The organism is Pseudohalocynthiibacter sp. F2068, assembly GCF_023015645.1.
In the GTDB taxonomy this organism is placed as follows: domain Bacteria; phylum Pseudomonadota; class Alphaproteobacteria; order Rhodobacterales; family Rhodobacteraceae; genus Pseudohalocynthiibacter; species Pseudohalocynthiibacter aestuariivivens.
Genome location: NZ_JALKAK010000007.1, coordinates 119,012 through 133,726 on the forward strand (window position 1 = coordinate 119,012; position 14,715 = coordinate 133,726).

General features: G+C 51.7%; 13 protein-coding genes. 5 read left to right on the top strand and 8 right to left on the bottom strand.

All coding sequences use genetic code 11. The features are described 5' to 3' along the window. The first annotated feature begins 259 nt into the window (after positions 1-259). Positions 260-607 carry a DUF2794 domain-containing protein gene (locus MWU63_RS10220; protein WP_213887067.1) on the top strand — a complete coding sequence of 116 codons (348 nt, stop codon included), beginning with the start codon at positions 260-262 and terminating at the stop codon, positions 605-607. 1 nt (position 608) lies between these two features. On the opposite strand, the gene MWU63_RS10225 is transcribed toward MWU63_RS10220, so the two are convergent. The 3 genes from MWU63_RS10225 to MWU63_RS10235 form a co-directional block, all read right to left on the bottom strand. Beyond that, on the bottom strand, positions 609-1,433 hold the full coding sequence (locus MWU63_RS10225) for a C40 family peptidase (protein ID WP_247077774.1): 825 nt from the start codon (positions 1,431-1,433) through the stop codon (positions 609-611). Continuing rightward, positions 1,434-2,819, bottom strand: coding sequence for a leucyl aminopeptidase family protein (locus MWU63_RS10230; protein WP_213887065.1), 1,386 nt, complete (start codon positions 2,817-2,819; stop codon positions 1,434-1,436). An 80-nt stretch (positions 2,820-2,899) separates the two neighbouring features. Next, positions 2,900-3,280, bottom strand: a complete 381-nt coding sequence (locus tag MWU63_RS10235; RefSeq protein ID WP_247077776.1) for a hypothetical protein — start codon at positions 3,278-3,280, stop codon at positions 2,900-2,902. Between the two features lie 148 nt (positions 3,281-3,428). Here MWU63_RS10235 and MWU63_RS10240 point away from each other — a divergent pair, with 148 nt between their 5' ends. After that, positions 3,429-4,079 carry a carbonic anhydrase gene (locus tag MWU63_RS10240; protein WP_213887063.1) on the top strand — a complete coding sequence of 217 codons (651 nt, stop codon included), beginning with the start codon at positions 3,429-3,431 and terminating at the stop codon, positions 4,077-4,079. A gap of 20 nt (positions 4,080-4,099) precedes the next feature. After that, positions 4,100-5,395 carry an FAD-binding oxidoreductase gene (locus MWU63_RS10245; RefSeq protein WP_247077778.1) on the top strand — a complete coding sequence of 432 codons (1,296 nt, stop codon included), beginning with the start codon at positions 4,100-4,102 and terminating at the stop codon, positions 5,393-5,395. Positions 5,396-5,466: 71 nt separating this feature from the next. On the opposite strand, the gene MWU63_RS10250 is transcribed toward MWU63_RS10245, so the two are convergent. From MWU63_RS10250 to MWU63_RS10260, 3 genes are all read right to left on the bottom strand, one after another. Then, positions 5,467-6,642 (bottom strand): acyl-CoA dehydrogenase family protein, encoded by a 1,176-nt coding sequence (locus MWU63_RS10250; protein ID WP_247077780.1) that lies wholly within the window; start codon positions 6,640-6,642, stop codon positions 5,467-5,469. A 126-nt stretch (positions 6,643-6,768) separates the two neighbouring features. Beyond that, complete coding sequence (locus MWU63_RS10255; RefSeq protein ID WP_247077783.1) at positions 6,769-7,293, bottom strand: hypothetical protein; 525 nt, start codon at positions 7,291-7,293, stop codon at positions 6,769-6,771. Positions 7,294-8,152: 859 nt separating this feature from the next. Beyond that, complete coding sequence (locus MWU63_RS10260; protein WP_213887059.1) at positions 8,153-9,175, bottom strand: aspartate-semialdehyde dehydrogenase; 1,023 nt, start codon at positions 9,173-9,175, stop codon at positions 8,153-8,155. Between the two features lie 479 nt (positions 9,176-9,654). Between MWU63_RS10260 and MWU63_RS10265 the strand changes: the two genes are divergently transcribed. After that, positions 9,655-10,968, top strand: coding sequence for a DEAD/DEAH box helicase (locus MWU63_RS10265; protein ID WP_213887058.1), 1,314 nt, complete (start codon positions 9,655-9,657; stop codon positions 10,966-10,968). A 217-nt stretch (positions 10,969-11,185) separates the two neighbouring features. Here the strand turns inward: MWU63_RS10265 and MWU63_RS10270 are convergent, their stop codons facing one another. Together MWU63_RS10270 and MWU63_RS10275 are read right to left on the bottom strand one after the other, a co-directional pair. Further along, on the bottom strand, positions 11,186-12,034 hold the full coding sequence (locus tag MWU63_RS10270; protein WP_348646229.1) for a universal stress protein: 849 nt from the start codon (positions 12,032-12,034) through the stop codon (positions 11,186-11,188). A gap of 11 nt (positions 12,035-12,045) precedes the next feature. Continuing rightward, on the bottom strand, positions 12,046-13,521 hold the full coding sequence (locus MWU63_RS10275) for a SulP family inorganic anion transporter (protein ID WP_247077827.1): 1,476 nt from the start codon (positions 13,519-13,521) through the stop codon (positions 12,046-12,048). 265 nt (positions 13,522-13,786) lie between these two features. On the opposite strand from MWU63_RS10275, the gene MWU63_RS10280 reads away from it, so the two are divergent. Then, positions 13,787-14,671 carry an SDR family oxidoreductase gene (locus tag MWU63_RS10280; protein WP_213887055.1) on the top strand — a complete coding sequence of 295 codons (885 nt, stop codon included), beginning with the start codon at positions 13,787-13,789 and terminating at the stop codon, positions 14,669-14,671. Positions 14,672-14,715: the final 44 nt, after the last annotated feature.

Consider the following 14,715-nt stretch of genomic DNA (forward strand, 5'->3'; position numbering starts at 1 on the left):
CGGACCAGGTTTTAAGGAAGACTGCAAAAGACAAAGCCCCCACCACAGAGGTGAGGGCTTTGGTTGATCTTGCCCCGGTGCCACAGGCTGGGTGGGGGCTGTTAATCCATGACACCGAGGCTAGCGTTGGTCGCTACAAGGCAAATTGAACAGGTAATCAGGGCTGTATAATAGCTGTGGCAAGGCTCTTTCCTGATCTTTTTTAGGCAAACTCGGGGCAGCGCTTGATTTTGTCCGAAACACAGGCCAGTCTTACAATATGACAATTCAGTCACCGACGCCTTTTCCGCAAAGCAACGGGATTCCGGATCAGATCAGTTTTGACCGGAAAGAGCTCGGGGATATTCTGGCGCTTTATGGGCGTATGGTCGCTGCCGGTGAGTGGCGCGATTATGGCATTTCCTGTCTGCGGGATGTCGCTGTTTTTTCTGTCTTCCGCCGCACCGCAGAGCATCCGCTTTACCGAATAGAAAAGCGCCCTAAAATGCGCCTGCGACAAGGGCAATATTCCGTTATCGCAATGGACGGGCAAATCCTAAAGCGTGGGGCTGATCTGAAAAAGGTGTTGCGCATTCTGGAGCGCAAACTCATCCGGCCAATCGATTAAATCACAATCGCTTGAAAGCCGTAACATCACCAAATTCTTTAGCTGAAATACGACTGATCGCTTCGGTCAGAGGCTCAACCGCCACAACCATGTGATGCGCGTTTGCGTGAAGCAAAATCTCGCCGTCCAGCATCAATCCAACATGTCCTTTCCAGAACACCAGATCACCTCGTTCAAGGGGTGTTTCTTTGGGCAATTCTTTTCCAAGCTGCGCCTCTTGCTGGTCACTGTCGCGTGGGCAGGGAATACCACAGGCAAGGCAAGCCGCCTGCAGCAGCCCTGAACAGTCTATTCCGGTGCCGCTGTTGCCCCCCCAGAGATAAGGCGTTCCAAGGAACATTTCGGCAACGGACACCATATCTTGCAATCCTTCGCCGATTTCCAGCAAATGCTGCAACGGCAGAAATTGCCCGTCTCCGATTTCGACAAAATTTTCCGCCTGTGATCTGGCACAGACTTCGCAGCCAAACGACAGTGTTCCTGTTTCCGGGCTCTTGAAATTGGCAGTTGAATAAATATGCGTTGACCGGCTCGCGATCCAATGAGTCATACTTTGCGCCGGGCCAATTGCCAGGCTATCGACATACCCGACGTACCCGTCGCGTGCTGCCTGAACAAACGCATATCCGGCACGGTCCTCATAGGCGGTGACCCTTTCCCCCATCAGCAACTGGCGATCCCGTTTACCACCCGGCGCGCGCAAAAGGTTTGCTTCGGACGCCGTCACCTGACGCGCCGCCCCTTTCAGATATTGCTCTGCCTCAACTTTCCCCTTCAGATGCAAAGCGGCAACGCGTTCGTTCGCTGGTATCAAACGTCGGTCCATCTAAATCTCCAAAATCGATGGCAGCGCCTCTAGAATAGCGCGAGTTGCTTGTCCTACACCACCCTTGGGCCGGGCAGGGGCAGCGGTCGGTTGCCATCCATAAATATCAAAATGTGCGTATTTTGGCGAGTTTTCGACAAAACGACGCAAAAACAGGGCCGCAGTGATCGCCCCCGCAAATCCACCTTTTGGGGCGTTATCAAGGTCGGCTATGCCCGGTTCGATCAGGTTTTCGTAAGGCGACCAGAAGGGCATTCGCCAGACCGGGTCACAAACTTGCGCAGCCGCTGCTTCGAGCGCTCCGACGAACCCAGAATCATCTGCGAAATACGGGGCCAAATCTGGTCCAACGGCGACACGGGCCGCACCCGTTAATGTCGCCATCGAAATCAGACAATCGGGCTTCTCTTCATCTGCCAGAGCCAAAGCATCCGCCAAAACCAGCCGACCTTCGGCGTCGGTGTTGTTTATTTCAACGGTTAATCCTTTGCGCGATGTCAAAATATCTTGCGGGCGAAATGCATTGCCTGAAACACTGTTTTCGACAGCAGGCACCAAGACACGCAATCGCAAACGCAGGCCCAGTGACATAATCATATGGGCCAGCCCAAGGGCGGCGGCGGCCCCACCCATGTCCTTTTTCATAAGCCCGATTGATGAACTCGGCTTCAAATTTAATCCGCCTGTATCAAAACAGACACCTTTACCCACCAACGTGAGCATCGGCCCCGCCGTACCCCAACGCATGTCAAGCAACCGCGGTGTCCGATCTGACGCGCGTCCAACCGCATGAATCATTGGGAAATTATGTTTGAGTAAATCATCACCACTTATTATCGCAGCCGATGCGCTGTGCTGGTCCGCCAACGCCAAAAAGACGGACTCAAGCTCGTCCGGCCCCATGTCAGATGCTGGTGTATTGATTAAGTCACGCGTCAGCGCCTCTCCTTCAGCGATAACTTCCAAGCGTGCCGCATCAACACCTTTGGGTGCTTTGAGGCGTGCTTTTTGCGGTTTTTGCTTTCGGTACCGGTCAAACCGGTAACTGGCCAATAACCAGCCAAGGGCTGCTTCTTCGAGGGCGGGCCCTATAAGTCCGCTTGCAATATGATACGTTCCCTTTGGCAACGCTCTGGCTGCACGCGCAATATGAAACCGGCCACGCGCACGGCTTTTAGCAGTACCATAGCCAACAACGGCCATCTGAGGATTTCCACTTGCGCCCGGGACAAGTTGCGATTCACCAGCTTCCGCCTCGAATCCGGTCCGGCCCAGCCATGAGGCAACCTCTTCAGGCTGGCTTGCCAACCAACCCTTAAAAGCGTCTTTTTTAACGACGTGCACCGGGATCGACGAGGTATCCCCATTTGCAAATTTCAGCGGCATCCCGTGACCTTTTCACTGCTTTGTCTGCCCGTCACCCTATCGGTTTGCTTGGAACCAGCAAAGGGGCAATAAGCGGCGCATCAAACAGATAAATCTCGTTCGTCCCAAACCTTCAAAAGAGACATCTCTCCGATGCGGATAAGCCGCGCAACAGTGGCTGACAATGCTGTATCCGTTTCAATTTTCAGGCAATAGTCCACATCCAGTGCGACACGCGCCAAACTCGTTAGGCCAACCCGCGTCGCTATCTCCGCCACCTGTTCTGAACTAAGTTGTAATAGATCGTACTGTTTATTTGAGGCCGCGCGTTTAATCTCTGAAATTTTAATTGCAAGGTCCTCGACAGCCCAGCAAATAAATTCCTCTGCCGCTGTCTCACCCAAATTTAGGAAAAGCTCCGTCAGTCGATCAGGATTGATCCTGACTGTTTCTTCATGTCTGAGTACGGTTACAATCTCCATAAGCTCACCCCGCTTCTGAACGCCCCCACAGCATGGCGATATTCTACTCTCGACCCTTCGAAAAGGTTGAGGCCAAACACAGAATTCGCTCGAATTTCGTACAAATTTCGCATAGATACGCTGGAGGTATATAAGAGGGGCACACGCAATGGATCATGCAAAACCGCTGCCAGCCTATCTGGTGCAACGTTACCAGGGCTGGAAGGCGACCAGCTATGCGGAAAACAAAGTCTGGTACAGGCGGCTTGCGACAGAGGGCCAGCGACCTCGGGCCATGGTTGTCTCATGCTGCGATTCCCGCGTTCACGTGACCTCGATTTTCGGGGCAGAACAGGGTGAATTTTTCATCCATCGCAACATTGCAAATCTCGTCCCACCCTATGCACCGGATGGCGATCATCACGGCACATCCGCAGCGGTTGAATACGCCGTAACAGTGTTGAAAGTTGCCCATATTATCGTATTGGGTCACTCTAATTGTGGCGGAGTTCACGGATGCCATGAAATGTGCTCTGGTAAGGCACCCGATCTTGATGAAGAATCCAGCTTCATTGGGCGTTGGATGGATATTTTGCGCCCCGGCTTCGAACGTGTTCGCCATATAGAAAGCGAACCAGATCGTGAACGTGCACTGGAAAAAGAAGCCGTATTAATCTCGTTAGAGAACCTCATAACTTTTCCGTTCGTTCGCGATGCCGTGAAAGAAGAAGAATTAAGCATTCATGGCCTTTGGAATGACATTGCGGAAGGTGGTCTTGAAGCCTACGATCCGAAACAGGCAAAATTTGTTCCTGTCTGATCGACCGGAGGAGTCACGCGTTGGCAAACTATCTGACCCGACCCTATTGGTGGGATGCTGCTGAACCGCATTTATCTGTCGCGGCAAGCTCGCCTGATAACCTGCCCAAGCATGTAGAAACCCTGATCGTTGGCGCTGGCTACAGCGGCCTTTCTGCGGCCCTGACATTGGCGCGCTCTGGCCGCGAAGTTTTGGTCGTTGACGCCGGAATGCCCGCTTACGGCTGTTCGTCGCGCAACGGTGGGCTGATTGGCCCGTCCTTTCACAAATTGGGTCTGTCCGGTTTGAAATCTGCTTTCGGGCAAGAAAAAGCCACCGCGATTCTGCGAGAATCGATGGATTGCCTGAACTACCTGAAAAACTTCCTTGTCGAAGAAAAGATCGACTGCGGCTTGCATTTGACTGGACGTTTCCGGGGCGTCGTTAAACCGGAAGGCTATGAAAGCGTGGCCCGCGAGTCGGAAGACCTGGCTAGTGCGACAGGCATGCAGTTTGAAATGATACCACGCGCGGCCCAACACGCAGAAATTGGCAGTGATCATTATCATGGTGGCGTTGTTTATCTAGATGACGGTCATCTGCACCCCGGTCTTTATGCGAGAGCACTGGTCGAAAGGGTTCTTGTAGCTGGCGCACAAATCATTGCGCCCGCCCGTGTAACCGGGGTGACAAGGAATGGCGCCAAACTGACCGTACGTATTGGCGAAACGGAAGTTACAGCCGGGCAGGTTCTGGTCGCAACAAACGGATATTCCGGGCCAGAAATGCCCTTTTTCCACCACCGCGTCATTCCCATCCGTTCTGCCATCATCGCGACGGAACAATTGCCAGCCGGATTGATGTCAGAACTTTCGCCGAAGAACCGCGGGTTTGGGGAAAGCTCGCGCCTTGTACTTTACTACCGACCGTCGCCCGATGGTACGCGGATGATCTTTGGCGGTCGGGCCTTTGATCTTGCGGATCGACCTGATCGCTATGTACCTGACCTCAGACGAATGATGCACCGTATTTTTCCGCAGTTATCTGACACTCAGGTCACCCATGCATGGTCAGGTACTGTGGCCTATACTTTTGATCACGCACCGCACCTTGGGGTGCATGATGGCGTACACTATGTCATGGGCTACTGCGGTTCCGGCGTCGGCCGCGCTAGCTATTTTGGCCGGAAAGTTGCATTACAAATGCTGGGAGATCCGGAAGGACGCACCGAACTCGACGATCTGTCCTTTGAGTCAAAGCCCTTTTACAATGGAACACCGTGGTTCCTGCCCGCTTTTCTGCGCTGGAATTCAATGATGGACCGGTTTGGGCTTTAATTAGGTGATGCGCAAAGAAATGGCCCCTGACCGTTAGAATGGGTCAGAGGCCATCTCGTTTTAAATTGTGTTTAGCTTTCGCCAAAACCTTTCGGGATGACAGGTGTTTTTAACTGGGCCGCACGTTTTTTCAGGCTTCGCCCGATCACAACGCGGCTGATTTCGGTTGTTCCGTCGACAATACGAAGCATTTGGGAAAGCCGGGATAGTCTGTCCATCCCGTAGGGCTTCAGCAACCCCATACCACCCAGCACCTGGGTACATGTGTTCGCAGCTTTCACCGCTGCATCTGGCACGAACCGTTTGGCGTGGGCCGCCATAAGCGGACCTTCTGGTGTTCCAAGCGCATTGGCTGCAGCGCGGTACAAAAGCCGGGACGCTTCAAGCTCTGTTGCGACATCGCCAAGCATCCACTGTATGCCATCCAGATCGATGTTCTTACCGCCGAACATCTTCCTGTTCGCAGAATAGGCCAATGAAGTGTCGAGAGCAGATTGCATCAGTCCGCAGCATCCGGACGCGATTGAAACACGCGCAATATCAATTGCCATAAGTGACCCTTGCAGGCCCTGACCCACCGGCAAGATAATGTTGCCTTCGCTGACGACGACATCTTTCAGGTACATCTCTGCCATTGGCAAAAAGTTGTATGAGGGCGTTTCGTATAAGGGTCCAAAACTCACGCCTTCGGCATCCGCTGGAATTGCGATCATGGCCATGTCCTGATGGCCGGGCTTGTCAGTTGTTTTGACGACGGTAAAGTAAATATCCGCCTCACCCGCCAAACTAACCCAGGCCTTTGCACCGCTGATTGTCCACGTGCCGTCGCCATTTATGAAAGCTCGAGAGTACATATTGGTTGCGTCCGAACCAGACTGCGGCTCGGTCAGCGAAAAGTTTGCGAGTTTGCGGCCCGAGGTTAAATCTCTGGCCCAGGCGTTTTTGAAAACCTCTGTACCGTAACCACAAGCAGCGAATGTACAAATATTATGCATCGAGAGCGCAAAGGCATAGGCACCGTCGCCACGCCCCAACTCTTCGTAAATACGAATACCTTCACCAAGCGGCAGTCCCTGACCTCCGAATTCTTCGGGTGCATAGAGCCCTGTTAAACCGAGGTCTCCAGCCTTGTCTGACGAAGACCGGGGCCACAAGCCAACCTCGTTCCATTTGTCCACATTTGGAAGTACTTCTTCGTCGCAATGCGTGCGAGCAGCTTCGAGTAAACTGTCAATCCTATTTGTCATTCCGCTGATCCAATGCTGTCTTCAATTGTCAGCCAATCAAATGTCTTACATTTCGGTCAGGTGCAATATCCAGTTTCCGGAAAGCGACTTGTTTGGGAAAATTTAGCCAAGGGAATGGTTGCCTTTTCAGTAGCCCCAAGCGCGCATTTGCCTGAAAACAAGCATCAGAATCAGAACAAGGAAAAACAATCCAGACACGTCACCAACCAGATATCCCAAAAAATCAATGGTAAGCGTCCCAAGCACAAGGTTGGCCAGAAGAGCGTTAAGCAAAGACGCGAAAATACCCACAACCATCACACATTGCCAGCAAGGTGGATTTTCTTCCCGTGCGCTTGCATCAAATTTTGCGAACTTCAACAGGCTGAACGCCAAAGGCGCAACGACTATGCCGATGAAAAATACCCCAAAAAAATTAAAATCCCAGATCGGTTGTTCAAATAGCAAATTTTGTGAAACGAAAGCTCCGGGTGCAATCGCAACTACGGAACGCCACCCAAGAAGCCATGCCGCCAATACTCGGACGCCATGAGGCAAATACAAAAGGTTTGCGAGACTATCAAACTCTGGAATGATCTTTAACTGAAGCGGGTAAAAGAGATAGTGCGTCAGAAAAAAAGCCAATATATAAGCGATTGATACCGCTAACATTTCCAAAAACCAAAGATTGTTTTTCAGACATTTAAAATGCGGCAAATCGCTTCCTTATTCTGATGGCAGATCTACAACATACTTGCCCGTCTTCGTCCCCGCAGCATGATGCAAGTACCCAAGTTTAACGAGCGTTTTTAGCGCCCTGAAATACGTTGGTTTCGCGACACCGTTAATCAAAGGGTGCTCCTGTAAGTCATCACTGCGAACGATTCTGTCTTGTTCTGAAAGCTCACTAGCGGCGTAATAAACATCTCGCTCAGTAGACGACAGTTCTACCAGGCCTAATGATTCTTCCATGCTGTGTAACAACCGCCGAAGCTGCGCAATCTTACTTGTTTCAATCACTATGATATTCTTCTCAGTTTCAAATCGTTTGGTTAGTCGCGTTTCATACCCAGTTTAGGAGCAAATACCTAAAAGTACATTTGTACTTATGAGTTATAAGTTAACAATTAGTTTACACTTCTAGGCAAAGACGAATTCTTGCAGATTCCTTCAATTTATGAGCGAGTTTACGAAAGGTTAATAATATCATATTGACATTATTTGAGAACTTGCGACAATCGTTCTGTTAGTCCGGGTGATTGCTGTGAGTGGCAACATCCGAAAATAAATTTTTGGCGGGTGCATCAAGTTTGTATCGATGTGCCCGCTTTTACGAACAAATCAGTTCGCTTATCTGCTTCGTTGCTCCCAGTTAAAACTCAGCGTTAGGCGCAGCACAAACGGCCCGATTCTGACCGATTGCTCGAGATCGCGTCACGCCGACAACAACTCACCAACAAAACTTTTAGCACTAACGTCACGAAAAAAGGGCGGCCAATGCCGCCCTCAAAGATCTCTTCACGATCTGGAACTAGCCTTTTTTCAAAATTTCCCGGCCATACAGTTCTGCAATCTGCACGGCGTTCAGCGCCGCGCCCTTGCGCAAATTATCACTGACACACCACAGGTTGATCCCGTTGTCGATCGTGCTGTCCTGCCGAATACGACTGATAAACGTTGCGTAGTCACCCACACACTCAACCGGGGTCACGTAACCACCGCTTTCTCGTTTATCGATCACCATAACGCCGGGTGCTTCACGCAAAATATCACGCGCTTCGTCTTCATCCAGATGCTCTTCAAACTCGATGTTGATCGCTTCGGAATGGCCGACAAAAACGGGCACCCGCACGCAGGTTGCAGTTACTTTGATTGACTTATCGACAATCTTCTTGGTTTCGGCGACCATTTTCCATTCTTCCTTGGTAGAGCCATCCTCAAGGAAAACATCGATATGCGGAATAACGTTGAACGCGATCTGTTTTGGATAGACGCTTGGCGCAACTTCCTGGCCCGGAACATACATACCTTTGGTCTGGTTCCAAAGTTCATCAATAGCGTCTTTCCCAGACCCGGAAACAGACTGATATGTTGATACAACAACCCGCTTGATCCGCGCACGATCATGCAGCGGTTTCAAAGCCACAACCATCTGCGCAGTTGAACAGTTGGGATTAGCGATGATCATCTTTTTGGCATAACCTTTGATCGCTTCGGGGTTAACCTCGGGTACAATCAACGGCACAGCGGGATCATAGCGATAAAGCGACGAGTTATCGATTACCAAGCATCCCGCACGAGCAGCAAGTGGCGCGTATTTTTTTGTAGCCTCAGAGCCCACGGCAAATAGTGCGATGTCCCAACCGGAAAAATCAAACGTATCAAGGTCCTTGGTCGTGAGAGTTTTATCGCCAAAGCTGACTTGGGTGCCCAGAGATCTACGGCTTGCAACCGCAACAATCTGATCCACAGGAAACTGGCGTTCAGCCAGAATATTCAGCATTTCGCGGCCCACATTACCTGTGGCACCTACGACAGCGACTTTGTAACCCATCACGGGCCTCCTTTACGTTTTGTCCATCAGCGGACGCGGGTTCTTAGCCTAAGGCGCACGCGGGGGAAAGAGGCGATCGCCCGAGATGTTCAGTTGGTGCTTTCCTGGCGCAAAAACCATGCAAACGATACACTTTGCGAATGACACACTGTCACGCAGCATGCTTCGGTTTATCTTAAACAGTTGACATCTGAGCAGAAAGGGCAAATACGCACCCTGTCTAGTCCCGCTGCCGCGTGAGCAGCCCACCCATTGGTGAGATAAGAACAGACATGCGGGTTCCGCTTCGGCGACCCCTCAAATTCCCAAGTTCCCAATTCACGCGGGGTTCTGACGCCTTGATCTGCTTTTTGGACATCCGGTCCGGGGCACGCTTCAGGGCGCAACCGCAGATAAGTGGCCGCATTAGTGTTGGCCCTACTCCGCTGTTTCATACATGCGGCGCATTCTCGTGCTGCATGACCATATAAGGGGTCAATATGACCAATTTTACTGATCTGGGCCTTTCGCCCAAACTTCTGACCGCAATCACAGCCGCTGGTTATGATAAACCAACTCCGATTCAGGCGCGTGCCATTCCATTAATTATAGAAGGGCGTGACCTGATGGGCCTTGCCCAAACCGGAACCGGAAAAACTGCGGCCTTTGGCTTGCCATTGATCAATCGCCTCATGTCTCAGACCGAAGCGCGTAAATCAAAATCCGTCAAGGCGCTGATTCTTGCCCCAACGCGTGAACTGGTAAACCAAATCGCAGCAAACCTTTCGACCTACGTTTCTGGTAGCCATCTGAAAGTTGTAACCGTCGTTGGCGGAACATCAATCAATACCCAAATCAAGCGTTTGGCTGGAGGTACAGATATTCTTGTCGCAACTCCAGGCCGCCTGATCGATCTGGTGGATCGTCGTGCGCTTTTCCTGAATTCCGCGACGTACCTCGTGCTCGATGAAGCTGACCAAATGCTCGACCTTGGCTTCATTCACGCCCTCCGCAAAATCGCTCCCCTTCTTGGAACGCCTCGTCAAACCCTGCTGTTTTCAGCAACGATGCCCAAGCAGATGAACGAGCTTTCCGCCGCATACCTGACAAACCCAGTGCGCATTCAAGTCGCCCCTCCTGGCAAAGCTGCCGATAAAGTGACGCAATCTCTACATTTCGCTTCACAAGGTGAAAAGACGGATCTGCTCATGAGTTACCTGAACAAATCGCCCGAAGGTCTCGCTCTCGTTTTTGGCCGCACAAAACATGGCTCTGAAAAACTTAAAAACACTTTGGTTGCTCGCGGATTTGACGCTGTCTCGATCCATGGCAACAAATCCCAGGGCCAACGCGAACGAGCATTGAAAGCCTTCAAATCAGGCGAGGCGCGTATTCTGGTTGCAACCGACGTTGCAGCCCGCGGAATCGATATCCCTGACGTCAGCCATGTCTATAACTACGATCTGCCAGAAGTGCCGGAAAACTATATTCACCGCATTGGCCGGACCGCGCGCGCAGGAAAAGACGGCGAAGCCATTGCTTTTTGCGCCGCAACGGAAATCGGATATCTTCGGCAAATCGAAAAAATCATGAAAACCGAAATCAAGGTGATCGGTGGCATTCGCCCGGCTGAAGAGAAGCCTGAGCCACGAGGCGGCAACCGGGGCGGGCGTAAAAGCGCACCACACGGTGGTGGCAAAGCCAGATCGCACGCCGGAGGAAGCGGCCGAAGAAACGCAGCCACCGCAAAGCCGTCTGGCGACAAACCAAATCAACAGCGTCGCCGCCGCTCTGTGCGTAAGCCTGCCGCTTAGAAATCGAGGCGCGCAAGCGCGCCAAACATTTACGCACCCCTAGCGGGGTGCATGATGCCTCCGGCGGGGATATTTTGGGGAAAAAGAATGGCGGTTTTACCTTTTCTACATCCTTTAAATATCCCCGCGCGGAGCGCAAAATCGCACGACGTGCCAGAAGAATTGGCGCACTTGTGCGCCTCAAATTTTTAATGTTTCAAGCAGTATCTGGTCGTCTTCACCGGAACAGCAGCACCGGAATCTGGCAAAGCCGAACCATTTCTGTTGTTGTTGATCCGATGATAAGACTGCGAATCCGCGAATGGCCGTAAGCACCCATAACAAGCATATCGAATCTTCCCGATTTGCAACGTTCAGAAATTACTGCTTCTGGATCACCTTTAACAACCGTGCTCTCAACAACATAACCCGCATTCTTCAGCGTGGCGGCTGCACCTTCCAACGCGCGATTTTTCACTGTTGTTGGCTCATCAACCGTCAGCAATTGCGCATTGAGGCCCGCAAAAACTTTGCTCTTCGCAACATGCTCCACCGCTTTCATCGCGCTTTTTCCACCATCAAAAGCGAGCAGAAAACTGCACGGTTCGGAAAAAGCACGTGATGTTACGAGCACAGGAATTCTGGATGCTCTCACAACTCTTTCAAGGTTTGACCCAAGGTGAAGGGTCGCAAAATCTGCTGCCTCGCCGCGTTTCCCGATGACGACCAGATCTGCATCTTTTTCCGCCAGAAGAAGCTCTTCGATCAGATCACCATGGCGTAATCTTGTGGTGACATGTTCCACACCATCACTTCGCAGACGTGCTTCCGCATCCTCAAGAATTGCACGGCCGCGTTGCTGGTCAAACTTTGCTTTCTGTGCGTCAAGATCCGCAAGCTCATCCATAAGTTTTGTACGCGCTCCAAGGCCGATATTGCCAGACAGGTTTGATTTTGCTTCGTCCCTGCGCCCCAGGACGTGCATCACTTCAACCGAGGCATCTTTTCGCAGTGCGACCCACGCCGCGTAGTCGCAGACACTTTCCGAATAAACCGAACCGTCAACCAGCGCGATAATTTTTGCCATATCAGCCATCCTCAATGTCCCATCAGCCGTTCTAACGCGCCCGGTTTGTCGTGCTCGGCAAGCCGTCCCATCAGGGTTTCGCTTGCTTCATTCATACCAACAATCTCAACCTCCGCACCCTCGCGGCGAAATTTGAGAACAACCATATCCAATGCGCTGACCGACGAAATATCCCAGATATGCGCGCGACTTACGTCAATCGTGACATGTTCCAGCACCTCGTTAAAGTCAAACGCATCTGAAAGGTCTGGCGCTGTCGCAAAAAACAATTGACCTTCAACGAGATAGTGGCGTTCACGCCCGCCGTTTGTCGGCGTTGATGTCACGCGAAACACTGCCGCAATTTTCCAGGCAAAGAAAATTCCTGACAACAAAACTCCGGTCAAAACACCTATTGCAAGGTTGTGGCTGAACACCGTCGTAACAACGGTTGCCACCATCACAACGGACGAGGCTGTCGGATGTTCTTTCAAATTCTTGAGCGAAGACCAGCTAAATGTACCAACAGATACCATGATCATGATCGCCACCAGTGCTGGCATCGGGATTTGTTTAACCCAATCCCCGAGCACGACAATCAGAAACAACAGGAATACCCCTGCAGCGAAACACGACAGGCGTCCACGACCGCCCGATTTCACGTTGATCATCGATTGGCCAATCATCGCGCATCCTGCCATGCCACCAATGAAGCCCGTGGCAGTATTTGCCAAACCCTGGCCAATACATTCCCGGTTCTTGTCAGATTTCGTGTCAGTCAAATCATCCACGAGGGTCGCAGTCATCAAGCTTTCAAGCAAACCCACAACCGCAATCGCGATTGAAACCGGAAAAATGATGCGCAGGGTTTCGAGTGTCAGCGGTATATCCGGCAAAAGAAATACCGGAAGCGTATCGGGCAGGTCTCCCATATCGCCAACAACCCGCACATCCAGCCCAAAATACATCGCAAGGCCCGTCAGAACGACGATCGTCACCAGCGGCGATGGAATAGACTTTGTCAAAAGCGGAAACAGGTAGATGATCGCCAAACCGCCAGCGACCATCGCATAAGTAATCCAGGTCACCCCGATCAGCTCAGGTAGTTGCGCCATGAAAATCAGAATCGCCAGCGCATTCACGAACCCGGTCATCACTGACTTAGAGACAAAGCGCATTACACTGCCAAGGCGCAACATCCCAGCACCAATCTGAAGCAGACCAGCCAGAACTGTCGTCGCCAAAAGATACTCCAGACCATGGTCTCGTACGAGAGTCACCATCAATACTGCCGTTGCAGCAGTTGCTGCTGAAATCATCCCCGGCCGGCCACCTGCAATCGCAGTAATCACTGCAATTGAAAATGACGCAAATAGCCCCACTTTTGGATCCACCCCAGCGATTATCGAGAATGCAATTGCTTCGGGTATTAGCGCCAGCGCAACAACAAGCCCGGCCAGAAGATCGGCACGAATGTTGCCAAGCCAGTCATTTTGCAGACTGGTCACAAAGTCAGCTTTCACAGAGAAATCTCCAGAATATGGGCAACGGCAGCGCCACCCTTTGTTCGCGAATTCGTGCTGCATCTAGCGGCCATGCAACAAAAGTGCCAGTGATTTTCAAACAACCCCGTCCCTTGAGGCGATTCCGTCACACTTACTTTGCAGGTGGCAAACAACCCGCCTGAGAGGTCCTGCCAAAAAGCGACAACTAAGAAATCCATAAATCATTTCAGGCGTTGCACTGCCCGGATGATTTCCCAATAGTCACACCATGGAACAGATATTACTCTCCTTTGGTCACGGTTACTCAGCCCAAGCGCTTGGTGCGCTCCTGCTATCTGAAGATTGGCAAGTCATCGGAACCACACGGTCCAAGGATAAGGCCGAAGCTCTGCGGACAACCGGAGTCACACCAATATTGTGGCCGGGGCAGGATATTTCGACTTATCTGGCCAAAGCGACCCATCTTTTGATTTCCGCTGGCCCGAATGAGGCGGGTGATCCTGTTTTGGCCGTTCTGCGCGACCAGATTTCCGCCCGCGCGTCTTCACTCAAATGGGTGGGGTATCTGTCTACAACAGGTGTTTACGGAGATCACCAAGGTGCTTGGGTCGATGAGAATACACCGCTCACGCCATCAACACGACGCGGCGAAATGCGGGTTGCTGCCGAAGCTGCCTGGCAAACACTCGCTTCTGAAACCGGGTTGCCGCTGCACATCTTTCGCCTTGCGGGAATATACGGCCCCGGTCGTGGCCCCTTTGCAAAGGTACGGGCGGGTACTGCACGTCGCATCATCAAACCCGGTCAGGTATTTTCACGCATTCACGTTGCCGATATTGCGCAGGTTCTGGCAGCATCCATTGCCCGGCCCAACCCCGGCGCCATATACAATGTTTGTGACGATGATCCCGCCCCGCCAGAAACAGTGATCGCCCATGCCGCTGAATTGCTCGGCCTCCCTCTGCCGCCAGCGGTCGACTACGCAACAGCCGAAATGACACCAATGGCGCGCAGCTTTTATGCTGAAAGCAAGCGAGTCAGAAATGATAAGATTAAAACAGAGCTGGGCGTCAGATTGAAATTTCCGGCATATAATGAAGGTCTGGCCGCTTTGTTGGCTGAAGAACAACAGAAAACTTCGGCAGATAAATAATCGCAAACCGTAAGCTTCGTAACCGCTTTCTTTATCCCGGAAAT